Genomic DNA, 22921 nt, shown 5'->3' with positions numbered 1-22921 from the left:
GTATCCCTCTATTTACTTGCGACGACGGACGATCATTTTGTCGGTACGCTTATTACCACGAGTCTTCGCGCCCTTAGTCGGGAAGCCCCATGGCGATACCGGATGACGACCACCAGAGGTACGACCTTCACCACCACCATGTGGGTGGTCAACCGGGTTCATGGCAACACCACGAACGGTTGGGCGAACGCCACGCCAGCGTTTGGCACCAGCTTTACCCAGCGAACGCAGGCTGTGCTCGGAGTTCGAGACTTCGCCCAGGGTCGCGCGGCATTCAGCCAGCACTTTACGCATCTCACCAGAACGCAGACGCAGGGTCACGTAGACACCTTCACGAGCGACCAGCTGAGCCGAAGCACCAGCCGAACGAGCGATTTGCGCGCCTTTACCTGGCTTCAGTTCGATGCCGTGTACGGTGCTACCAACTGGAATGTTGCGCAGTTGCAGAGCGTTGCCCGGCTTGATCGGTGCCAGAGCACCTGCGATCAGCTGGTCGCCAGCGCTCACGCCTTTAGGGGCGATGATGTAGCGACGCTCGCCATCTGCGTACAGCAGCAGAGCGATGTGAGCAGTACGGTTTGGATCGTATTCGATACGCTCGACAGTGGCAGCGATGCCATCTTTGTCGTTGCGACGGAAGTCGACCAGACGGTAATGCTGCTTATGACCACCACCAACGTGACGAGTGGTAATGCGGCCATTGTTGTTACGACCACCAGACTTCGATTTCTTCTCGAGCAGCGGTGCGTGAGGAGCGCCTTTATGCAGCTCCTGGTTGACCACCTTGACCACAAAACGGCGGCCAGGGGAAGTCGGTTTGCATTTAACGATTGCCATGATGCACCCCTTCCTTACTCAGCACTGCTGCTGAAATCGAGATCTTGGCCTGGCTGAAGGGAGATAACTGCCTTCTTCCAGTCATTACGCTTGCCCAGACCGCGAGCGGTACGCTTGCTCTTACCCAGAACGTTCAGGGTAGTAACGCGTTCCACTTTCACGCTGAACAGGCTTTCGACGGCCTTCTTGATTTCCAGCTTGGTTGCGTCAGTAGCAACCTTGAAAACGAACTGGCCTTTCTTGTCTGCCAGAACCGTAGCCTTCTCGGAAACGTGCGGGCCAAGCAGAACTTTAAATACGCGTTCCTGGTTCATCCCAGCAGCTCCTCGAATTTCTTCACGGCCGACACAGTGATCAACACTTTGTCGTATGCGATCAGACTAACTGGATCGGAACCTTGCACGTCACGAACATCAACGTGTGGCAGGTTACGAGCAGCCAGGTACAGGTTCTGATCAACAGCGTCCGACACGATCAGAACGTCGGTCAGGCTCATGTTGTTCAGCTTGCCCAGCAGATCTTTGGTTTTCGGAGTTTCAACAGCGAAATCCTGAACCACGACCAGACGATCAGTACGCACCAGCTCAGCAAGGATGGAACGCATTGCTGCGCGATACATCTTCTTGTTCAGCTTCTGGGAGTGATCCTGAGGACGAGCTGCGAAAGTGGTACCGCCGCCACGCCAGATTGGGCTACGGATAGTACCGGCACGAGCACGGCCAGTACCTTTCTGACGCCATGGGCGCTTGCCGCCACCGGAAACGTCGGAACGGGTCTTTTGCTGCTTGCTACCTTGACGGCCGCCGGCCATGTAGGCCACGACTGCTTGGTGAACCAGCGTCTCGTTGAATTCGCCGCCAAATGTCAGTTCGGAAACTTCGATCGCTTGAGCGTCATTTACATTTAATTGCATGTCAGCTTCCCCTTAACCGCGAGCCTTGGCCGCCGGACGTACAACCAGGTTGCCGCCAGTAGCGCCAGGAACAGCACCCTTGACCAACAACAGATTGCGTTCAGCGTCGACGCGCACTACTTCCAGGGACTGCACGGTCACGCGCTCAGCGCCCATATGACCGGACATTTTTTTGCCCTTGAATACACGACCAGGAGTCTGGCACTGGCCAATAGAGCCCGGGACGCGGTGGGAAACGGAGTTACCGTGGGTGTTATCTTGACCGCGGAAATTCCAACGCTTGATGGTACCGGCGAAGCCTTTACCTTTCGACTGACCGGTAACGTCTACCAGTTGGCCAGCAGCGAAGATTTCTGCATTGATCAGATCGCCAGCTTGGTACTCGCCTTCTTCAAGACGGAATTCCCAAACGCCACGACCGGCAGCAACGTTCGCTTTAGCGAAGTGACCTGCTTGAGCAGCAGTCACGCGCGAAGCACGACGCTCACCTACAGTGACCTGCACTGCACGATAGCCATCGGTTTCTTCAGTTTTGAACTGGGTGACGCGATTCGGCTCGATCTCAATGACCGTGACCGGAATGGAGACACCTTCTTCGGTGAAAATACGGGTCATACCGCATTTACGACCGACTACACCAATAGTCATGTTGTAAACCTCATGAGTGTACGGGGCTTTCACCCGCTATGGCCGCCCATTTCAGAGCGTTACACGACTAAGACCGAGTCTTAGCCGAGGCTGATCTGCACTTCCACACCTGCCGCAAGATCAAGCTTCATAAGAGCATCAACGGTTTTATCCGTTGGCTGGACGATGTCCAGTACGCGCTTATGAGTACGGATCTCGTACTGGTCACGCGCGTCTTTGTTGACGTGCGGGGAGACCAGAACGGTGAACCGCTCTTTACGGGTAGGCAGTGGAATTGGACCACGCACTTGAGCACCAGTACGTTTCGCGGTTTCCACGATTTCCTGGGTGGATTGGTCGATCAGGCGATGGTCGAAAGCCTTCAACCTGATACGGATTTGCTGATTTTGCATTGGATTTCAGACTCCAGGCTGCTATTCCCACCGGGCGCAATACGCCCGTTAAAAGGAGGCGCAATTCTATAGACGGCCCCACAGAGTGTCAACCCAATAAAAAAGCCCCCGCAAGCGGGGGCTTCTTCATGAGTCGTCGATTACTCGATGACTTTGGCTACGACGCCAGCGCCGACGGTACGACCGCCTTCACGGATAGCGAAACGCAGACCATCTTCCATCGCGATGGTTTTGATCAGAGTGACAGTCATCTGGATGTTGTCACCTGGCATTACCATTTCAACGCCTTCTGGCAGCTCGCAGTTACCAGTCACGTCAGTAGTACGGAAGTAGAACTGTGGACGGTAGCCTTTGAAGAACGGAGTATGACGGCCGCCTTCTTCCTTGCTCAGAACGTAAACTTCAGCAGTGAACTTGGTGTGCGGCTTAACGGTGCCTGGCTTAACCAGAACCTGGCCACGCTCAACGTCGTCACGCTTGGTACCACGCAGCAGAACGCCGCAGTTCTCGCCAGCACGACCTTCGTCGAGCAGCTTGCGGAACATTTCAACGCCGGTGCAGGTAGTTTTCTGAGTGTCGCGCAGACCAACGATCTCAACTTCTTCCTGGATGCGAACGATACCACGCTCAACACGGCCAGTTACCACGGTGCCACGGCCGGAGATCGAGAATACGTCTTCGATTGGCATCAGGAACGGCTTGTCGATTGCACGCTCTGGCTCTGGGATGTAGGTATCCAGAGTTTCTACCAGACGCTTAACAGCGGTGGTACCCATTTCGTTGTCGTCTTGGCCGTTCAGAGCCATCAGAGCCGAACCGATGATGATCGGAGTGTCGTCACCTGGGAAGTCGTAAGTGCTCAGCAGATCGCGCACCTCCATCTCAACCAGTTCCAGCAGCTCAGCGTCGTCAACCATGTCAGCCTTGTTCAGGAAGACAACGATGTACGGAACGCCTACCTGACGGGACAACAGGATGTGCTCACGAGTTTGCGGCATCGGACCATCGGCAGCCGAGCAAACCAAGATCGCGCCGTCCATCTGGGCAGCACCAGTGATCATGTTTTTGACGTAGTCGGCGTGACCTGGGCAGTCAACGTGCGCGTAGTGACGAATGTTCGAGTCGTACTCTACGTGCGCAGTGTTGATGGTGATACCACGAGCTTTTTCTTCTGGGGCGCTGTCGATCTTGTCGAAGTCAACACGAGCCGAACCGAAAACTTCGGAGCAAACGCGAGTCAGAGCAGCGGTCAGAGTGGTTTTACCGTGGTCAACGTGACCGATAGTGCCAACGTTGACGTGCGGTTTGTTACGTTCAAATTTTTCTTTAGCCACGACAATTAACTCCTAGCCTAAAGGGGAGACTGAATCAGCCTTGTTTTTTAACGAGAGCTTCGACGATGTTCGACGGAGCTTCGGCGTATTTGGAGAATTCCATGGAGTAGCTCGCGCGACCCTGAGACATGGAACGAACGTCAGTTGCATAACCGAACATTTCACCCAGTGGCACTTCAGCACGGATAACCTTGCCGGACACCGAGTCATCCATACCCTGAATCAGACCACGACGACGGTTCAGGTCACCCATCACGTCACCCATGTAGTCCTCTGGGGTTACAACTTCAACCTTCATGATCGGCTCGAGCACAACGCCGCCACCCTTCTGGGCCAGCTGCTTGGTCGCCATGGAGGCTGCCACCTTGAACGCCATCTCGTTGGAGTCGACGTCGTGGTAGGAACCATCAAACACGGTAGCCTTCAGGCCGATCAGCGGATAACCGGCAACGACGCCGTTCTTCATCTGCTCTTCGATACCCTTCTGGATAGCCGGGATGTATTCCTTAGGAACCACACCACCAACAACCTCGTTGGTGAAGACCAGACCTTCGGTGATGTTGCCGTTCGCATCGACGTCTGGCTCCGAGAAACGGATCCAGCAGTGACCGAACTGACCGCGACCGCCGGACTGACGAACGAACTTGCCTTCGATCTCAACGTTGCTCTTGCTGATCTTCTCGCGGTACGAAACCTGCGGCTTGCCGATGTTGGCTTCGACGTTGAACTCGCGCTTCATGCGGTCAACGAGGATGTCCAGGTGCAGCTCACCCATACCGGAGATGATGGTCTGGCCAGTCTCTTCGTCGGTCTTGACGCGGAACGACGGGTCTTCCTGAGCCAGCTTGCCCAGTGCAATACCCATCTTTTCCTGGTCCTGCTTGGTTTTCGGCTCTACCGCTACCGAAATTACAGGCTCAGGGAAGTCCATACGCTCAAGAATGATCTGCTTGTCGAGATCGCACAGAGTGTCACCAGTGGTGACGTCCTTCATGCCGATCAGAGCAGCGATGTCGCCTGCACGTACTTCTTTGATCTCTTCACGCTGGTTGGCGTGCATCTGCACCATACGACCAACGCGCTCTTTCTTGCCCTTGACCGAGTTGATCACGGAGTCGCCCGAGCTCAGGAAGCCCGAGTAAACGCGCACGAAAGTCAGAGTACCAACGAACGGGTCGGTAGCAATCTTGAATGCCAGAGCCGAGAACGGTTCAGCATCGTCAGCATGACGCTCGTCGTAGTCAGCCTCTACCAGCTCATCCTTCGGCTTCTCGATGAGATCCGGATGGATACCCTTGATCGCCGGGATCTCGGTAGGAGCAGGCAGGAAGTCGATAACGGCATCGAGAACCAGGGGAACGCCCTTGTTCTTGAACGACGAACCGCAGACGGCCGGAACGATCTCGCTAGCCAGGGTGCGCGCACGCAGACCGGCCTTGATCTCTTCGACAGTCAGGTCACCTTCTTCAAGGTACTTGTTCATCAGCTCTTCGTTGGCTTCAGCAGCAGCTTCAACCATGTTGGAGCGCCACTCGTTAGCCAGGTCCAGCATATCGGCAGGAATTTCTTCCTCGCGATAGGTAGTACCCTTGTCGTCGTCGTTCCAGTAGATAGCCTTCATCTTGATCAGATCAACCTGACCTTCGAAGTTATCTTCAGCACCGATAGCCAGCTGGACCGGAACCGGGGTATGACCCAGGCGGTTCTTGATCTGGCCAACAACGCGCAGGAAGTTGGCACCAGCACGGTCCATCTTGTTCACGTAAACAACACGTGGAACACCGTACTTGTTGGCTTGACGCCATACGGTTTCAGACTGAGGCTCAACACCGGAAGTACCGCAGAACACAACGACCGCGCCGTCGAGTACACGCAGGGAGCGCTCTACTTCAATGGTGAAGTCAACGTGGCCAGGGGTATCGATAACGTTTACACGATAGTTATCGTATTGGCCGCGCGAACCTTTCCAGAAGGTAGTTACAGCAGCGGAGGTAATGGTAATACCGCGCTCCTGCTCCTGCACCATCCAGTCGGTGGTCGCAGCGCCGTCATGCACCTCACCCATCTTGTGGCTGAGACCTGTGTAGAACAGGATCCGCTCGGTAGTGGTAGTCTTGCCCGCGTCAACGTGGGCACAGATACCGATGTTACGGTAGCGGTTGATTGCTGTAGTACGAGCCATAAAGCCCTCGCAAAATGAATGATGCCGATATTAGAAGCGGTAGTGCGAGAAAGCCTTGTTGGCTTCAGCCATACGGTGAACGTCTTCACGCTTCTTAACTGCAGCACCTTTGCCTTCGGCAGCGTCCAGCAGTTCGCCAGCCAAACGCAGAGCCATAGACTTCTCGCCGCGCTTGCGGGCGAAGTCTACCAACCAGCGCATTGCCAGAGCGTTACGACGGGACGGACGAACTTCGACCGGAACCTGGTAAGTAGCACCGCCTACACGGCGCGACTTCACTTCGACCAGCGGAGCGATGGCGTCGAGAGCTTTCTCGAAGATTTCCAGGGGATCGCTGTTCTTGCGCTCTTTAACTTTTTCCAGCGCGCCATAAACGATACGCTCGGCAACGGCTTTCTTGCCGCTTTCCATTACGTGGTTCATGAACTTGGCGAGGATCTGGCTTCCGTATTTCGGATCGTCCAGAATCTCACGTTTGGCTGCTACGCGACGTCTTGGCATTGATAAGCCCTCAAACGGTCTTCAGGTTAGCTCGGGACAGTTGATCCAATGGACGCGTGCCCGACCTTACTCTTATCGACTCAATATAATTAAAAACTGCAAAACGACCGATTACTTCGGACGCTTGGTACCGTACTTCGAACGACCTTGGTTACGACCTTTAACGCCGGAGGTATCCAGGGAGCCGCGAACGGTGTGGTAACGAACACCTGGCAAGTCTTTTACACGGCCGCCGCGAATCAGTACGACGCTGTGCTCTTGCAGGTTGTGGCCTTCACCACCGATGTACGAGGAAACCTCGAAACCGTTGGTCAGACGCACACGGCACACTTTACGCAGTGCCGAGTTAGGTTTTTTCGGCGTAGTGGTGTACACGCGAGTGCACACGCCACGACGTTGCGGGCAGTTCTGCAGCGCAGGCACGTCGGATTTCTCGACGATACGCTTACGCGGCTGACGTACCAGCTGGTTGATAGTTGCCATCTACTAGCTCCACTGTTGTCTTTCGACATAAACAAAATGGCAGAGCAGGAGCTCCACCAAATTTAGGGGTACAAGAGTCTAAAGAGGATCTTGCCCCCAGTCAAGGCAAGGCCCCGGCCTCCCCGATCAGCGAACCTCGACAAAAAGTGTCTTGACTCTCAATCGAAAAAGCCGGGGCCCCGTCTCAATCTACTGCAGACCTCAATTACCGCTGGAGTTCAGCGCTTCAGTCAGTGCTGCTTCGACTTCGCTTGCGCTTACGCGCAGCGGCTTGTCTGCATCACGACGACGCTTACGCTCGCTGTGGTACGCCAGGCCAGTACCGGCCGGGATCAGACGACCCACGACCACGTTTTCTTTCAGGCCACGCAGGTAGTCGCGCTTGCCAGTTACCGCCGCTTCGGTCAGTACACGGGTGGTCTCCTGGAAAGAGGCCGCCGAGATGAACGATTCGGTGGACAAGGACGCCTTGGTGATACCCAGCAGTACGCGGGTGAACTTGGCGACGAATTTGTCTTCGGTGCTCAGACGCTCGTTTTCTACCAGTACGTGAGTCAGTTCCATCTGGTCGCCCTTGATGAAGCTGGAGTCGCCGGACTCGGCGATTTCAACCTTACGCAGCATCTGACGCAGAATGGTCTCGATGTGCTTGTCGTTGATCTTCACGCCTTGCAGACGGTAAACGTCTTGGATCTCGTTGACGATGTACTTGGCCAGCGCACTGACACCCAGCAGACGCAGGATATCGTGTGGATCGCTCGGACCGTCGGAGATAACTTCGCCGCGGTTCACTTGTTCGCCTTCGAAGACGTTCAGGTGACGCCACTTCGGAATCAGCTCTTCATACGGATCGCTACCGTCGTTCGGAGTAATGACCAGACGGCGCTTGCCCTTGGTCTCTTTACCGAACGCGATGGTGCCGCTGACTTCAGCCAGAATCGACGCTTCTTTCGGACGACGAGCTTCGAACAGGTCGGCAACACGCGGCAGACCACCGGTGATGTCACGGGTCTTCGAAGTTTCTTGCGGAATACGAGCGATAACATCACCGATCGCAATCTGCGCACCGTCGGCAACACCGACCAGGGCGTTAGCCGGCAGGAAGTACTGTGCCGGTACGTCGGTACCTGGCAGCAGCAGATCCTTGCCATCCATACCCACCATCTTCACAGCAGGACGGATGTCCTTGCCGGCAGCTGGACGGTCTTTGACGTCAAGCACTTCAATGTTGGTCATACCGGTCAATTCGTCAGTCTGACGCTTGATCGTGATGCCTTCTTCCATGCCCACGTAGGTCACGGTACCTTTCATTTCGGTAACGATCGGGTGAGTGTGCGGATCCCACTTGGCCACGATAGCGCCAGCGTCGACCTTGTCACCTTCTTTAACCGAAATCACAGCACCGTACGGCAGCTTGTAACGCTCGCGCTCACGACCGAAGTCATCAGCGATTGCCAGCTCACCGGAACGGGACACAGCAACCAGGTGACCATCCACACGCTCAACGTGCTTCAGGTTGTGCAGACGGACGGTACCGCCATTCTTCACCTGAACGCTGTCGGCTGCGGAAGTACGGCTTGCCGCACCACCAATGTGGAACGTACGCATGGTCAGCTGGGTACCCGGCTCACCGATGGATTGGGCAGCGATAACGCCGACCGCCTCACCAATGTTCACCTGGTGACCACGAGCCAGGTCACGGCCGTAGCACTTGGCGCAGATGCCATAGCGGGTTTCGCAACTGATCGGCGAACGCACGATCACTTCGTCGATGCTGTTGAGCTCGATGAATTCAACCCACTTTTCGTCTACCAGAGTGCCGGCAGGAACGATGACGTCCTCGGTACCCGGCTTGAATACGTCACGGGCGATAACACGACCCAATACGCGCTCACCCAGTGGCTCTACAACGTCGCCGCCTTCAATGTGCGGAGTCATCAGCAGGCCGTGTTCGGTGCCGCAATCGATCTCGGTTACAACCAGATCCTGCGCAACGTCCACCAGACGACGAGTCAGGTAACCGGAGTTCGCAGTTTTCAACGCGGTATCCGCCAGACCTTTACGAGCACCGTGAGTCGAGATGAAGTACTGGAGTACGCTCAGACCTTCACGGAAGTTCGCAGTAATCGGCGTTTCGATGATGGAGCCGTCCGGCTTGGCCATCAGACCACGCATACCGGCCAGCTGACGGATCTGTGCTGCGGAACCCCGCGCACCCGAGTCAGCCATCATGTACATCGAGTTGAACGATTCTTGCTCGACTTCGTCGCCATTGCGGTCGATGACCTTCTCTTTCGAGAGGTTGGCCATCATCGCCTTGGATACTTCGTCGTTGGCCTTCGACCAAAGGTCGATCACTTTGTTGTACTTCTCGCCCTGGGTTACCAGGCCGGAGGCGTACTGGCTCTCGATTTCTTTCACTTCGTCGGTGGCAGCACCGATGATGCGAGCTTTTTCATCCGGGATAACGAAGTCGTTAACACCGATGGAAACGCCGGAAATGGTCGAATAAGCGAAACCGGTGTACATCAACTGGTCAGCGAAGATCACGGTCTCTTTCAGACCAACCACGCGGTAGCACTGGTTGATCAGCTTGGAGATCGCCTTCTTCTTCATCGGCAGGTTGACGACGTCGAACGACAGGCCCTTCGGCACAACCTGGAACAGCAGAGCACGGCCGACAGTGGTGTCGACGATACGGGTGGCGCTCACGCTGCCGCCATCACGATCATTGACGGTTTCGCTGATGCGAACCTTGATCTTGGCGTGCAGAGCAGCTTCGCCGGCGCGGAATACGCGGTCGACTTCCTGCAGGTCGGCGAAAACGCGACCTTCGCCCTTGGCGTTGATCGCTTCACGGGTCATGTAGTACAGACCCAATACAACGTCCTGCGACGGAACGATGATTGGCTCACCGTTGGCTGGCGACAGAATGTTGTTGGTCGACATCATCAACGCACGCGCTTCCAACTGGGCTTCCAGTGTCAGCGGTACGTGCACGGCCATTTGGTCGCCGTCGAAGTCGGCGTTGTACGCAGCACAGACCAGAGGGTGCAGCTGGATAGCCTTACCTTCGATCAGTACCGGTTCAAACGCCTGGATACCCAGACGGTGAAGGGTCGGTGCACGGTTGAGGAGAACCGGGTGTTCACGGATCACTTCAGCGAGAACGTCCCAAACCTCTGGCAGTTCGCGCTCGACCATCTTCTTGGCGGCTTTGATGGTGGTGGCCAGGCCACGCATTTCCAACTTGCCGAAGATGAACGGTTTGAACAGCTCGAGAGCCATCTTCTTCGGCAGACCGCACTGGTGCAGACGCAGGGTCGGACCTACGGTAATTACCGAACGACCGGAGTAGTCAACACGCTTACCGAGCAAGTTCTGACGGAAACGACCTTGCTTACCCTTGATCATGTCAGCCAGGGATTTCAGAGGACGCTTGTTGGAACCGGTGATAGCGCGGCCACGACGACCGTTGTCGAGCAGTGCATCGACAGCTTCCTGCAACATACGCTTTTCGTTGCGCACGATGATGTCCGGAGCGGACAGATCCAGCAGGCGCTTCAAACGGTTGTTACGGTTGATCACTCGACGATACAGATCGTTGAGGTCGGAAGTCGCGAAACGACCGCCATCCAGCGGGACCAGTGGACGCAGATCTGGCGGCAGAACCGGCAGAACGGTCAGCACCATCCACTCTGGCAGGTTGCCGGAACCCTGGAAGGCTTCCATCAACTTCAGACGCTTGGACAGCTTCTTGATCTTGGTTTCCGAGTTGGTTTGCGGAATCTCTTCACGCAGACGGCCAATCTCGTGCTCCAGGTCGATAGCGTGCAGCAGCTCGCGGACAGCCTCGGCACCCATGCGGGCGTCGAAGTCATCGCCGAACTCTTCCAGCGCTTCGAAGTACTGCTCATCGTTCAGCAGCTGACCTTTTTCAAGGGTGGTCATGCCTGGATCGATAACGACGTAGCTCTCGAAGTAGAGAACGCGCTCGATATCACGCAGAGTCATGTCCATCAGCAAGCCGATACGGGACGGCAGCGATTTCAGGAACCAGATGTGGGCAACCGGCGAAGCCAGTTCGATGTGCGCCATGCGCTCACGACGAACCTTGGCCAGCGCAACTTCAACGCCGCACTTCTCGCAGATCACGCCGCGATGCTTCAAGCGCTTGTACTTACCGCACAGGCACTCGTAATCCTTTACCGGGCCAAAGATCTTGGCGCAGAACAGGCCGTCACGCTCAGGCTTGAACGTACGGTAGTTGATGGTTTCCGGCTTTTTAACTTCACCGAACGACCACGAACGGATCATCTCAGGCGAGGCCAATCCGATACGGATGGCGTCGAACTCTTCGACTTGACCCTGGTTTTTCAGCAAATTCAGTAGGTCTTTCAAGGCCTTTCCTCCTGGCGGAGCAGAGAGCGGGCAATCCTGCCCCGCTCTCGATTCGCGTCACGTGTTATTCGGTTTCCAGATCGATATCGATGCCGAGGGAACGAATTTCTTTGATCAACACGTTGAAGGACTCGGGCATGCCCGGCTCCATACGGTGATCGCCGTCCACGATGTTTTTGTACATCTTGGTACGACCGTTCACATCGTCCGACTTCACTGTGAGCATTTCTTGCAGAGTGTATGCAGCACCGTATGCTTCCAGTGCCCAGACCTCCATCTCCCCGAAACGCTGACCACCGAACTGCGCCTTACCACCCAGCGGCTGCTGGGTAACCAGGCTGTACGAACCGGTAGAACGAGCGTGCATCTTGTCGTCTACCAAGTGGTTCAGTTTCAGCATGTACATGTAGCCAACGGTAACTGGACGCTCGAACTTGTTGCCGGTACGGCCGTCGGTCAGTTGCATCTGGCCGCTTTCTGGCAGGTCTGCCAGTTTCAGCATGGCCTTGATTTCGCTTTCCTTGGCACCGTCGAACACCGGAGTGGCCATCGGAACACCGCCGCGCAGGTTGTTCGCCAGATCCAGGATCTCCTGATCGGAGAAGCTGTCCAGGTCTTCGTTACGACCGCCGATCTGGTTGTAGATCTCGTCCAGGAAGGTACGCAGTTCTGCGACCTTGCGCTGCTCTTCGACCATGCGATTGATCTTCTCGCCCAGACCTTTGGCCGCGAGGCCCAGGTGAGTTTCGAGGATCTGACCAACGTTCATACGCGAAGGTACGCCCAGCGGGTTGAGGACTACGTCGACCGGGGTGCCATTGGCATCGTGCGGCATGTCTTCAACCGGCATGATCACGGAGACCACACCCTTGTTACCGTGACGACCGGCCATCTTGTCGCCCGGCTGGATGCGACGACGGATTGCCAGGTAGACCTTGACGATTTTCAGCACGCCTGGAGCCAGGTCATCGCCCTGCTGCAGCTTGCGCTTCTTGTCTTCGAACTTGTCGTCCAGCAGACGGCGACGATCAACGATGTAGGCCTGGGCCTTCTCGAGCTGCTCGTTCAGAGCATCTTCAGCCATGCGCAGTTTGAACCACTGGCCGTGCTCAAGACCGTCGAGAACTTCGTCGGTGATTTCCTGGCCTTTCTTCAGGCCGGCGCCGCCTTCGGCTTTATGGCCGACCAGAGCGGAGCGCAGACGTTCGAAGGTCGCACCTTCAACGATACGGAACTCTTCGTTCAGGTCCTTGCGGATCTCGTCCAACTGGCTCTTCTCGATCGACAGTGCACGAGCATCACGCTCAACGCCGTCACGAGTGAAGACCTGTACGTCGATAACAGTACCCTTGGTACCGGTAGGTACACGCAGGGAGGTGTCTTTAACGTCGCTGGCTTTTTCACCGAAGATCGCACGCAGCAGTTTCTCTTCCGGAGTCAGCTGGGTCTCGCCTTTCGGAGTGACCTTGCCCACCAGGATGTCGCCTGCGCCAACTTCAGCACCTACATAAACGATACCGGCTTCGTCCAGCTTGTTCAGTGCAGCCTCACCCACGTTCGGGATGTCTGCAGTGATTTCCTCTGGGCCAAGCTTGGTGTCACGAGCCACACAGGTCAGTTCCTGGATGTGGATCGTGGTGAAACGGTCTTCCTGAACCACACGCTCGGACAGGCAGATGGAGTCTTCGAAGTTGAAGCCGTTCCACGCCATGAACGCGATACGCATGTTCTGACCCAGTGCCAGCTCACCCATGTCGGTGGACGGACCATCGGCCATGATGTCGCTGCGCTGAACCCGATCACCCTTGCTCACCAGCGGACGCTGGTTGATGCAGGTGTTCTGGTTGGAGCGGGTGTACTTGGTCAGGTTGTAGATGTCGACACCGGCTTCGCCGGTTTCAACTTCGTCATCAGCAACACGAACCACGATACGGCTGGCATCGACCGAGTCGATCACACCGCCACGACGAGCCACGACGCAAACGCCGGAGTCACGGGCAACGTTGCGCTCCATGCCGGTACCTACCAGCGGCTTGTCAGCACGCAGGGTCGGTACAGCCTGACGCTGCATGTTGGAACCCATCAATGCACGGTTGGCGTCGTCGTGCTCGAGAAACGGAATCAGCGACGCTGCAACCGAAACTACCTGCTTCGGCGAAACGTCCATCAAGGTGACGTCTTCCGGCGCCTTGACGGTGAATTCGTTCAAGTGACGAACAGCTACCAGTTCATCGACCAACTGACCTTTGTCGTTCATCGTCGCCGAAGCCTGGGCGATCACGTGATCGGCCTCTTCGATAGCGGACAGGAACACGATCTCGTCGGTTACCAGAGCGTCTTTCACCACACGGTACGGGCTCTCGAGGAAGCCGTACTGGTTGGTGCGCGCATAGGCCGCCAGGGAGTTGATCAGACCGATGTTCGGACCTTCCGGCGTTTCAATCGGGCATACACGACCGTAGTGGGTCGGGTGTACGTCACGGACTTCGAAGCCTGCACGCTCACGGGTCAGACCACCTGGGCCAAGTGCAGAAACACGACGCTTGTGGGTGATCTCGGACAGCGGGTTGTTCTGGTCCATGAACTGGGACAGCTGGCTGGAACCGAAGAACTCTTTCACTGCCGCAGCCACTGGCTTGGCATTGATCAGGTCTTGCGGCATCAGGCCTTCGCTTTCAGCCATCGACAGACGCTCTTTGACCGCACGCTCTACACGCACCAGGCCAACGCGGAACTGGTTCTCGGCCATTTCGCCAACACAGCGAACACGACGGTTACCCAGGTGGTCGATGTCGTCGACGATGCCTTTACCGTTACGGATGTCGACCAGAGTCTTCAGTACGGCAACGATGTCTTCTTTGCACAGAACGCCGGAACCTTCGATCTCGGTACGACCGATACGACGGTTGAACTTCATCCGGCCAACGGCGGACAGATCATACCGCTCAGGGCTGAAGAACAGGTTGTTGAACAGAGTCTCGGCAGCATCTTTGGTCGGTGGCTCGCCAGGACGCATCATGCGATAGATCTCGACCAGGGCTTCCAATTGGTTGCTGGTGGAGTCGATCTTCAGAGTGTCAGAGACGAACGGACCGCAGTCGATGTCGTTGGTGTACAGAGTCTCGATGCGAACGACCTGAGCCTTGGCGATTTTCGCCAGGATCTCGGTGTTCAGCTCGGTGTTGCACTCTGCCAGGATTTCACCGGTAGCCGGGTGCACGATAGCCTTGGCGGTGGTACGACCCAGGACGTAGTCCAGAGGTACATCCAGCTCTTTGATACCGGCTTTTTCCAGCTGGTTGATGTGACGAGCGGTGATACGACGACCCTGCTCGACAATAACCTTGCCCTTGTCATCCTGGATGTCCAGAACGGCAATCTCACCACGCAGGCGCTGAGGCACCAGCTCCAGGCTCAGGCTCTCGCCTTTCACGTGGAATACGTTGGTGGTGTAGAAAGCGTCCAGCACTTCTTCAGTGGTATAGCCCAGCGCGCGCAGCAGAACCGATGCCGGCAGCTTGCGACGACGGTCGATACGGACGAACACGCAGTCTTTCGGGTCGAACTCGAAGTCCAGCCACGAACCGCGGTAAGGAATGATCCGCGCGGAATACAGCAGCTTACCGGAGCTGTGCGTCTTGCCACGGTCGTGGTCGAAGAATACGCCAGGGGAACGGTGCAGCTGGGAAACGATTACACGCTCGGTACCGTTGATTACGAAGGTACCGTTCTCAGTCATCAGGGGAATTTCACCCATGTAGACTTCTTGCTCTTTGATGTCCTTGATCGCTTTGTTCGACGATTCTTTGTCGAAAATGATCAGACGGACTTTTACCCGCAAAGGTACGGCGTAAGTTACACCACGCAACACGCATTCTTTAACATCAAACGCCGGTTCGCCCAGGCGATAACCGACATACTCCAACGCAGCATTGCCGGAGTAGCTGATGATCGGGAAAACGGATTTGAAGGCCGCATGCAGGCCCACGTCGCGGAACTGATCTTTAGTCGCTCCCGCTTGCAAGAATTCACGATACGAATCCAGCTGGATGGCCAGGAGGTACGGCACATCCATGACGTCCGGCAACTTGCTAAAGTCCTTGCGGATACGTTTTTTCTCAGTATATGAGTAAGCCATCAGCGTTCCCCAGCTTGGTCACCTGCTTATTCGGCTCCTCCCGACGGGAGCAGCCAGAAAATCGTGCAAACCCTTTGGTTTGCGCCACCGCACAGGGTGGGCTACAGCACGTTACTGGCACCGACCCAGTCGGTCACCAATAACGGAAAAAGGCCGGTGGCAAAAGCCACCAGCCATCAGCCGTTCGCTTAACGCTTGGGCTGGAGACACAAAGTCGATGCTTACTTGAGCTCGACTTTAGCGCCTGCTTCTTCCAGAGCTGCTTTGGCTTTGTCAGCTGCTTCTTTAGCAACAGCTTCCAGAACCATGGCAGGAGCGCCGTCAACTACAGCCTTGGCTTCTTTCAGGCCCAGACCGGTCAGTTCACGTACAGCCTTGATCACGTTAACTTTCTTCTCGCCAGCTTCGGTCAGCATGACGTTGAATTCAGTTTGCTCTTCAACAACAGCGGCAGCAGCAGCTGGGCCAGCAGCGGCAACAGCAGCGGTAACGCCGAAGGTTTCTTCCATTGCTTTGATCAGCTCAACAACTTCCAGAACGGTTTTCTGGCCGATTGCTTCGATGATTTGCTCGTTAGTCAGAGACATGACTATAAATTCCTGTATTGGGGTGACAGCCTACGCAGCCATCAAATTAAACATATGATTTTGAAAGGGCTTGCAGTGCCTTAGGCAGCAGCAGCTTCTTTCTGGTCGCGAATAGCCGCCAGAGTACGAGCCAGCTTGCTGGTAGCGCCTTGAATCACGCTCATCAGCTTCGCAATAGCTTCGTCGCGAGTTGGCAGCGAAGCCAACACGTCGATCTCGTTTGCTGCGAGGTACTTGCCCTCGAACGCAGCTGCCTTGATCTCGAACTTTTCCTGACCCTTTGCGAACTCTTTGAAAATACGAGCGGCAGCGCCCGGATGTTCCTTGGAGAATGCAATCAGGGTAGGGCCGACGAACGCGTCGTTGAGCACGTCATATTGAGTGCCTTCAACAGCGCGCTTGAGCAGGGTGTTACGTACGACACGTACATAAACACCAGCTTCGCGGGCCTCTTTACGGAGTCCGGTCATAGCGCCTACTGTCACACCACGGGCATCAGCCACGACAGCGGACAGAGCGGCTTTGGCAGCCTCGTTGACTTCAGCGACGATGGCCTTCTTGTCTTCGAGTTTAATTGCCACGGGTTTAACTCCTGCTTGTTACCGTTTCATCCAACCGGAGCTGGATGTCGTTTTGGTGTCTGATTCGGTAAGGAACCGGGAGCACCATCTGCGTAGGCTTGAGGTTTAAGACTTGCGTCGCCTACGGTCTTGGATAGCCCCCGCCAGGCAGGGACCCCAATTTTTCAGCGCGCGCAATTGCTTGCACGCGCTTGTGTCTTATACGTCTAGCGAACCCTGGTCGATGACCAGACCTGGGCCCATAGTGGTGCTCAGGGTAACGCGCTTGACGTAGATGCCTTTCGAAGAAGCTGGCTTGATACGCTTCAGGTCAGCGATCAGGGCTTCAACGTTTTCCTTCAGCTTGACGGCGTCGAAGCCGACCTTGCCAACGGAAGTGTGGATGATGCCGTTTTTGTCGGTGCGATAGCGAACCTGACCAGCCTTGGCGTTCTTAACTGCCGAAGCTACGTCTGGAGTAACGGTACCGACTTTCGGGTTAGGCATCAGGCCGCGAGGACCCAGAACCTGACCCAGCTGACCCACAACGCGCATTGCATCCGGGGAAGCAATAACCACGTCATAGTTCAGGTCGCCGCCTTTCATTTCGGCAGCCAGATCGTCCATACCTACGCGGTCTGCACCGGCAGCCAGAGCAGCTTCAGCTGCTGGGCCCTGGGTGAACACAGCTACACGTACAGTCTTGCCAGTGCCGTGTGGCAGCACAGTAGCGCTACGAACAACCTGGTCAGATTTACGTGGGTCTACGCCCAGGTTCACAGCAACGTCTACGGACTCGCTGAACTTAACGGTCGACAGCTCGGTCAGGAGAGCGGCGGCTTCTACGAAGTTGTAGGCCTTGCCTGCTTCAATCTTGCCGGCGATAGCCTTTTGGCGCTTGGTCAGCTTAGCCATTACACACCCTCCACGTTAAGGCCCATGCTACGAGCAGAACCGGCGATAGTACGCACGGCTGCATCCATATCAGCTGCAGTCAGATCCGCGTTTTTGGTTTTCGCGATTTCTTCCAGCTGAGCACGGGTAACAGTGCCAACCTTAACGGTGTTTGGACGAGCGGAACCGCTGGTCAGGCCAGCAGCTTTCTTCAGCAGAACCGAAGCAGGGGTGCTCTTAGTTTCGAAAGTGAAGCTGCGGTCACTGTAAACAGTGATGATCACAGGAGTCGGCAGGCCTGGCTCAAGACCCTGAGTACGGGCGTTGAAAGCTTTGCAGAACTCCATGATGTTCACGCCGTGCTGACCCAGAGCTGGACCAACGGGTGGACTTGGGTTGGCCTGAGCGGCCTTAACTTGCAGCTTGATGTAAGCAGTAATCTTCTTAGCCATGAGGCACTCCAATTACGGGTTCAGACGCCTAGATAGGCTCCCCGGTTACTTGCGCGTTTATCCCAGTGACGACAAAACCCCACAGCCTAAGGCTGCGGGGTATGGGATTCTCGTTCAGTTATGCCTTCTCGACCTGACTGAACTCTAGCTCTACCGGAGTAGAGCGACCGAAAATGAGCACTGCCACCTGAATGCGGCTCTTTTCGTAGTTAACCTCTTCGACCGTACCGTTAAAGTCAGCGAATGGGCCGTCAGTAACACGGACCACCTCACCCGGCTCAAACAGGGTCTTAGGCTTGGGCTTGTCGCTACCATCAGCAACGCGACGCAGAATCGCTTCCGCTTCTTTGTCAGTGATAGGAGCCGGCTTATCGGCAGTACCACCAATAAAGCCCATGACACGAGGAGTATCCTTGACCAAGTGCCAAGTACCCTCGTTCATATCCATCTGTACCAGCACATAGCCTGGAAAGAATTTACGCTCGCTTTTGCGCTTCTGGCCATTGCGCATCTCAACCACTTCTTCAGTGGGGACCAGAATCTCGCCGAAGCCATCTTCCATGCCAGCCAGCTTCACACGCTCGATCAACGAACGCATTACATGCTTCTCGTAACCCGAGTAAGCATGCACAACGTACCAACGCTTAGCCACGGGACACCCTTAGCCAACAATCAAGGAAACAAGCCAGCCGAGCAGGGAATCTAGCCCCCACAACAGCAACGCCATGACCAGAACCACAGCCACAACAATCAATGTGGTCTGCGTAGTCTCTTGGCGAGTTGGCCATACGACTTTACGAATCTCAGTGCGCGCTTCCTTAACCAGGACAAAGAACGACCTACCCTTGGCAGTCTGCAAGCCAACGAAGGCAGCAACTGCGGCAATGACAAGTAGCGCCAAGACACGGTACAGGATAGGCGAAGCAGAGTAGTACTGATTGCCAACAACACCAACAATCACCAAGGCAACAACAACCAGCCACTTGAGCAAGTCGAAGCGAGAGCCTTGAGCTTCAGCCTTAGGAGTCATCTATGAAGATCCTGTGAAAAGAAAGCCAGACACATTGAGTGAATCTGGCAGGTCAGGAGGGAATCGAACCCCCAACCTACGGTTTTGGAGACCGTCGCTCTGCCAATTGAGCTACTGACCTAAAAACAAAATCAGGCCGACCATTATGTCGGCCCGATGGAGATATATCAAGAACTTATTCGATGACTTTGGCTACGACGCCAGCGCCGACGGTACGACCGCCTTCACGGATAGCGAAACGCAGACCATCTTCCATCGCGATGGTTTTGATCAGAGTGACAGTCATCTGGATGTTGTCACCTGGCATTACCATTTCAACGCCTTCTGGCAGCTCGCAGTTACCAGTCACGTCAGTAGTACGGAAGTAGAACTGTGGACGGTAGCCTTTGAAGAACGGAGTATGACGGCCGCCTTCTTCCTTGCTCAGAACGTAAACTTCAGCAGTGAACTTGGTGTGCGGCTTAACGGTGCCTGGCTTAACCAGAACCTGGCCACGCTCAACGTCGTCACGCTTGGTACCACGCAGCAGAACGCCGCAGTTCTCGCCAGCACGACCTTCGTCGAGCAGCTTGCGGAACATTTCAACGCCGGTGCAGGTAGTTTTCTGAGTGTCGCGCAGACCAACGATCTCAACTTCTTCCTGGATGCGAACGATACCACGCTCAACACGGCCAGTTACCACGGTGCCACGGCCGGAGATCGAGAATACGTCTTCGATTGGCATCAGGAACGGCTTGTCGATTGCACGCTCTGGCTCTGGGATGTAGGTATCCAGAGTTTCTACCAGACGCTTAACAGCGGTGGTACCCATTTCGTTGTCGTCTTGGCCGTTCAGAGCCATCAGAGCCGAACCGATGATGATCGGAGTGTCGTCACCTGGGAAGTCGTAAGTGCTCAGCAGATCGCGCACCTCCATCTCAACCAGTTCCAGCAGCTCAGCGTCGTCAACCATGTCAGCCTTGTTCAGGAAGACAACGATGTACGGAACGCCTACCTGACGGGACAACAGGATGTGCTCACGAGTTTGCGGCATCGGACCATCGGCAGCCGAGCAAACCAAGATCGCGCCGTCCATCTGGGCAGCACCAGTGATCATGTTTTTGACGTAGTCGGCGTGACCTGGGCAGTCAACGTGCGCGTAGTGACGAATGTTCGAGTCGTACTCTACGTGCGCAGTGTTGATGGTGATACCACGAGCTTTTTCTTCTGGGGCGCTGTCGATCTTGTCGAAGTCAACACGAGCCGAACCGAAAACTTCGGAGCAAACGCGAGTCAGAGCAGCGGTCAAAGTGGTTTTACCGTGGTCAACGTGACCGATAGTACCCACGTTAACGTGCGGCTTATTACGTTCGAACTTTTCCTTAGCCATCGAAATCACCCCTAGGAGAAGAATTGAGCAAGTCACCCAAGCCATTAAAACAAAGGCAGATATTTTCATATCTGCCTTGTTATATGGAGCTCTTGAGCGGATTTGAACCGCTGACCTCACCCTTACCAAGGGTGTGCTCTACCAACTGAGCTACAAGAGCGTAACACCTTGCAAAACCTGCAAACTTGGAGCGGGTAGCGGGAATCGAACCCGCATCATCAGCTTGGAAGGCTGAGGTTCTACCACTAAACTATACCCGCGGAGCCTGCAGCTCTCGCTAAATCTGGTGGAGGGGGAAGGATTCGAACCTTCGAAGTCGTAGACGTCAGATTTACAGTCTGATCCCTTTGGCCGCTCGGGAACCCCTCCTAAGCGAGGCGACATTCTATATCATGCCACCCTTCTGTCAAGCATTTTCTCAATAAAATCTTGAGGTTAGCTGCGTTGACCTCGCTTCGCGACGCTGACTTCGTGAAGTCTTCGCTGCGGAGCGGGCGCCATTCTATGCAACCTATTCGACAGTTGCAACCCCCTCGCAAGGCATTATTTTATGTTTTAACTCATTGAATTCTTTAGCAAGGTTCTGCAGTTGCATATCATCCAGCAAATGCTTGCTCTCGGGAGTCACACGAAGCCAAAAACCAGAAGAACCAGGAACACTCAAGGACTGCAGCCTGACATCAGCCCCCAGCCCTACCAGCCGCTGCTCCAACATCTGAGCCGTATCACGACGAGCAAAGCCCCCCAGATAAAGACAGCTTGCATCAACCTCCCCTGACTTACCCTTATCCCGCCGCTCGACCGAATCAGAAGACTCACTCAACAAACGGATATCTTGCTGAGTACCTCGATAGAGCGAGAGAGGCATGACCTCTTTCGCACGAAGCGGCGCTTCCTGCTGATGCCAGATGTAATAAAAGCAATTGAGGACCAATAACAACAGAAACAACCAGCGCATAAAAACCTCAAGACAGAGGACAAGGCTTAAACAACTCGAAAAGATGGATCACGTACAAGCTGATCTTGCGGAACCGATGCAACACTCAAAGTCCCATCCCACACAAGGAATCAGCCCCTACCTCCTAGCCGTAGATCGCGCAAGCGCACATTGATGGCCGAACTCATGAGCCATCACGCAACCTTAGACTGAGCTCCCCGCCGCTATACGTTTTCTCCTCCCCCTCAACGCTCAACCGCAAAGCTCCTTGGCGATCAATACCCAACACAACACCATCGATCTTATTTACGCCCGCGATCAGAGACACAGCACGCCCCTGCCAGAGGTGACCTTGCTCCCACTCGCCCTGGATCGCGGAGAAGCCATTCAGCCGATGACGCTCCAGATAAGACACAAGAACCTCATTCAATCGAGCAACAAGCTGATTGCGATCAATAACCTTGCCAGACTCCAACCTCACCGAAGTCCACTCCTGATCGATCTTTTCAGCGCTTTGCATATTCACATTGATCCCAATGCCCAGGACCACATGACACACATCCGCAGGATCACCCACCAACTCCAAAAGTATCCCCGCGACCTTCTTCTGACCAACCAAAACATCATTTGGCCACTTCAAACCCGCACCAGGAATTCCATACTCACGAAGGGTATGCATGACCGCCAACCCAACGACCAGGCTAAGCCCTTCCAATTGCCGGAGACCTCCGTCCATACGCAAGACGAGGCTGTAATAGATATTTTCGGCAAAAGGGCTTACCCACTTACGACCACGACGGCCTCGCCCCACCGTCTGGCGCTCAGCTAGCACAAGAAAAGGAGCCACACTCCCTTCTTCAATGGATCGCAGCGCCTGTGCATTCGTGGAGTCGATAGAGTCGAGAATTCGGATATCCCAGGAGCCACTGGAAATAGAGGAGCGGCCTATCTCAGCACTGCTCAGCAACGTGATTGGAGTGGCCAGCTGGTAACCGCGGCCTCGCACCTTATGAATGACAAGCCCCAACTCCGCCTCAAGAAGCTGTAACTGCTTCCATATAGCACTACGGCTAACACCCAGCGCCTGACCGAGCGCCTGACCCGAGTGAAATCGCCCATCTTTCAGAAGCTCTAACAACGTCGACATGCAGTTTCCGCCTCACCATGAGGCAGGCATGATAGCCATGCCCAGCGCTATTGCATAGAAACCCCCACCTGACGAGCAAGTCGATCGAGACAGCAAAAAATCAAACCCATTTTTCG

General features: G+C 55.3%; 20 protein-coding genes and 4 tRNA genes. All 24 read right to left on the bottom strand.

Annotated elements, in window-relative coordinates; translation table 11 throughout:
• Positions 1–12: 12 nt before the first annotated feature.
• A complete protein-coding gene (gene rplB, locus F6S12_RS07600) occupies positions 13–837 on the bottom strand; it encodes a 50S ribosomal protein L2 (protein ID WP_011063775.1) in 825 nt (274 codons plus the stop codon).
• Positions 838–851: 14 nt separating this feature from the next.
• Positions 852–1151 carry a 50S ribosomal protein L23 gene (gene rplW, locus F6S12_RS07595; protein WP_002555488.1) on the bottom strand — a complete coding sequence of 100 codons (300 nt, stop codon included), beginning with the start codon at positions 1149–1151 and terminating at the stop codon, positions 852–854.
• A complete protein-coding gene (rplD, locus tag F6S12_RS07590; protein WP_007924200.1) occupies positions 1148–1750 on the bottom strand; it encodes a 50S ribosomal protein L4 in 603 nt (200 codons plus the stop codon). The genes rplW and rplD overlap by 4 nt, the downstream gene beginning before the upstream one ends.
• 12 nt (positions 1751–1762) lie before the next feature.
• Positions 1763–2398: a 50S ribosomal protein L3 gene (gene rplC / locus F6S12_RS07585; protein WP_007924205.1), complete on the bottom strand. Its 636-nt coding sequence runs from the start codon at positions 2396–2398 to the stop codon at positions 1763–1765.
• 80 nt (positions 2399–2478) lie between these two features.
• Positions 2479–2790 (bottom strand): 30S ribosomal protein S10, encoded by a 312-nt coding sequence (rpsJ, locus tag F6S12_RS07580; RefSeq protein ID WP_003186070.1) that lies wholly within the window; start codon positions 2788–2790, stop codon positions 2479–2481.
• A gap of 140 nt (positions 2791–2930) precedes the next feature.
• Positions 2931–4124 carry an elongation factor Tu gene (tuf, locus tag F6S12_RS07575; protein ID WP_011063776.1) on the bottom strand — a complete coding sequence of 398 codons (1194 nt, stop codon included), beginning with the start codon at positions 4122–4124 and terminating at the stop codon, positions 2931–2933.
• 34 nt (positions 4125–4158) lie between these two features.
• The gene (gene fusA / locus F6S12_RS07570; RefSeq protein ID WP_011063777.1) at positions 4159–6306 is read right to left on the bottom strand and encodes an elongation factor G; all 2148 of its coding nucleotides are present in this window, start codon (positions 6304–6306) and stop codon (positions 4159–4161) included.
• A gap of 30 nt (positions 6307–6336) precedes the next feature.
• Complete coding sequence (rpsG, locus tag F6S12_RS07565) at positions 6337–6807, bottom strand: 30S ribosomal protein S7 (protein ID WP_007925959.1); 471 nt, start codon at positions 6805–6807, stop codon at positions 6337–6339.
• 111 nt (positions 6808–6918) lie between these two features.
• Entirely contained in the window at positions 6919–7290 is a 372-nt protein-coding gene (gene rpsL / locus F6S12_RS07560) for a 30S ribosomal protein S12 (protein ID WP_003186084.1), read from the bottom strand.
• Between the two features lie 201 nt (positions 7291–7491).
• Positions 7492–11691 (bottom strand): DNA-directed RNA polymerase subunit beta', encoded by a 4200-nt coding sequence (gene rpoC, locus F6S12_RS07555; protein WP_011063778.1) that lies wholly within the window; start codon positions 11689–11691, stop codon positions 7492–7494.
• A 64-nt stretch (positions 11692–11755) separates the two neighbouring features.
• Positions 11756–15829 (bottom strand): DNA-directed RNA polymerase subunit beta, encoded by a 4074-nt coding sequence (gene rpoB / locus F6S12_RS07550; protein WP_011063779.1) that lies wholly within the window; start codon positions 15827–15829, stop codon positions 11756–11758.
• 221 nt (positions 15830–16050) lie between these two features.
• Positions 16051–16416 carry a 50S ribosomal protein L7/L12 gene (gene rplL, locus F6S12_RS07545; protein ID WP_011063780.1) on the bottom strand — a complete coding sequence of 122 codons (366 nt, stop codon included), beginning with the start codon at positions 16414–16416 and terminating at the stop codon, positions 16051–16053.
• Between the two features lie 80 nt (positions 16417–16496).
• The gene (gene rplJ, locus F6S12_RS07540) at positions 16497–16997 is read right to left on the bottom strand and encodes a 50S ribosomal protein L10 (RefSeq protein WP_011063781.1); all 501 of its coding nucleotides are present in this window, start codon (positions 16995–16997) and stop codon (positions 16497–16499) included.
• Between the two features lie 198 nt (positions 16998–17195).
• Positions 17196–17891, bottom strand: a complete 696-nt coding sequence (rplA, locus tag F6S12_RS07535) for a 50S ribosomal protein L1 (protein ID WP_011063782.1) — start codon at positions 17889–17891, stop codon at positions 17196–17198.
• Positions 17891–18322 carry a 50S ribosomal protein L11 gene (gene rplK / locus F6S12_RS07530; protein ID WP_003176435.1) on the bottom strand — a complete coding sequence of 144 codons (432 nt, stop codon included), beginning with the start codon at positions 18320–18322 and terminating at the stop codon, positions 17891–17893. The genes rplA and rplK overlap by 1 nt, the downstream gene beginning before the upstream one ends.
• A gap of 118 nt (positions 18323–18440) precedes the next feature.
• A complete protein-coding gene (nusG, locus tag F6S12_RS07525) occupies positions 18441–18974 on the bottom strand; it encodes a transcription termination/antitermination protein NusG (RefSeq protein ID WP_002555501.1) in 534 nt (177 codons plus the stop codon).
• Positions 18975–18983: 9 nt separating this feature from the next.
• On the bottom strand, positions 18984–19352 hold the full coding sequence (secE, locus tag F6S12_RS07520; protein WP_161467286.1) for a preprotein translocase subunit SecE: 369 nt from the start codon (positions 19350–19352) through the stop codon (positions 18984–18986).
• 45 nt (positions 19353–19397) lie between these two features.
• Positions 19398–19473 (bottom strand) — tRNA-Trp (locus F6S12_RS07515).
• 54 nt (positions 19474–19527) lie between these two features.
• Positions 19528–20721, bottom strand: a complete 1194-nt coding sequence (gene tuf, locus F6S12_RS07510; RefSeq protein WP_011063776.1) for an elongation factor Tu — start codon at positions 20719–20721, stop codon at positions 19528–19530.
• Between the two features lie 84 nt (positions 20722–20805).
• Positions 20806–20881, bottom strand: a tRNA-Thr gene (locus tag F6S12_RS07505).
• Between the two features lie 26 nt (positions 20882–20907).
• Positions 20908–20981: transfer RNA gene (locus F6S12_RS07500), tRNA-Gly, on the bottom strand.
• A 24-nt stretch (positions 20982–21005) separates the two neighbouring features.
• Positions 21006–21090 (bottom strand) — tRNA-Tyr (locus F6S12_RS07495).
• 142 nt (positions 21091–21232) lie between these two features.
• The gene (locus F6S12_RS07490; RefSeq protein ID WP_161467487.1) at positions 21233–21679 is read right to left on the bottom strand and encodes a hypothetical protein; all 447 of its coding nucleotides are present in this window, start codon (positions 21677–21679) and stop codon (positions 21233–21235) included.
• Positions 21680–21842: 163 nt separating this feature from the next.
• The gene (gene birA, locus F6S12_RS07485; protein WP_152686481.1) at positions 21843–22805 is read right to left on the bottom strand and encodes a bifunctional biotin--[acetyl-CoA-carboxylase] ligase/biotin operon repressor BirA; all 963 of its coding nucleotides are present in this window, start codon (positions 22803–22805) and stop codon (positions 21843–21845) included.
• Positions 22806–22921 lie beyond the last annotated feature (116 nt).

Origin of the sequence: Pseudomonas sp. JV245A (assembly GCF_032424515.1) — a bacterium.
Classification (GTDB): domain Bacteria; phylum Pseudomonadota; class Gammaproteobacteria; order Pseudomonadales; family Pseudomonadaceae; genus Aquipseudomonas; species Aquipseudomonas protegens.
This window is presented reverse-complemented; position numbering and strand designations above follow the sequence as displayed.

What these genes read in the sequence shown, in the direction of transcription:
- rplB (WP_011063775.1), bottom strand. Translation starts at nt 837, where the DNA reads ATGGCAATCGTTAAATGCAAACCGACTTCCCCTGGCCGCCGTTTTGTG.
- rplW (WP_002555488.1), bottom strand. Translation starts at nt 1,151, where the DNA reads ATGAACCAGGAACGCGTATTTAAAGTTCTGCTTGGCCCGCACGTTTCC.
- rplD (WP_007924200.1), bottom strand. Translation starts at nt 1,750, where the DNA reads ATGCAATTAAATGTAAATGACGCTCAAGCGATCGAAGTTTCCGAACTG.
- rplC (WP_007924205.1), bottom strand. Translation starts at nt 2,398, where the DNA reads ATGACTATTGGTGTAGTCGGTCGTAAATGCGGTATGACCCGTATTTTC.
- rpsJ (WP_003186070.1), bottom strand. Translation starts at nt 2,790, where the DNA reads ATGCAAAATCAGCAAATCCGTATCAGGTTGAAGGCTTTCGACCATCGC.
- fusA (WP_011063777.1), bottom strand. Translation starts at nt 6,306, where the DNA reads ATGGCTCGTACTACAGCAATCAACCGCTACCGTAACATCGGTATCTGT.
- rpsG (WP_007925959.1), bottom strand. Translation starts at nt 6,807, where the DNA reads ATGCCAAGACGTCGCGTAGCAGCCAAACGTGAGATTCTGGACGATCCG.
- rpsL (WP_003186084.1), bottom strand. Translation starts at nt 7,290, where the DNA reads ATGGCAACTATCAACCAGCTGGTACGTCAGCCGCGTAAGCGTATCGTC.
- rpoB (WP_011063779.1), bottom strand. Translation starts at nt 15,829, where the DNA reads ATGGCTTACTCATATACTGAGAAAAAACGTATCCGCAAGGACTTTAGC.
- rplL (WP_011063780.1), bottom strand. Translation starts at nt 16,416, where the DNA reads ATGTCTCTGACTAACGAGCAAATCATCGAAGCAATCGGCCAGAAAACC.
- rplA (WP_011063782.1), bottom strand. Translation starts at nt 17,891, where the DNA reads ATGGCTAAGCTGACCAAGCGCCAAAAGGCTATCGCCGGCAAGATTGAA.
- rplK (WP_003176435.1), bottom strand. Translation starts at nt 18,322, where the DNA reads ATGGCTAAGAAGATTACTGCTTACATCAAGCTGCAAGTTAAGGCCGCT.
- secE (WP_161467286.1), bottom strand. Translation starts at nt 19,352, where the DNA reads ATGACTCCTAAGGCTGAAGCTCAAGGCTCTCGCTTCGACTTGCTCAAG.
- tuf (WP_011063776.1), bottom strand. Translation starts at nt 20,721, where the DNA reads ATGGCTAAGGAAAAGTTCGAACGTAATAAGCCGCACGTTAACGTGGGT.
- F6S12_RS07490 (WP_161467487.1), bottom strand. Translation starts at nt 21,679, where the DNA reads ATGCGCTGGTTGTTTCTGTTGTTATTGGTCCTCAATTGCTTTTATTAC.
- birA (WP_152686481.1), bottom strand. Translation starts at nt 22,805, where the DNA reads ATGTCGACGTTGTTAGAGCTTCTGAAAGATGGGCGATTTCACTCGGGT.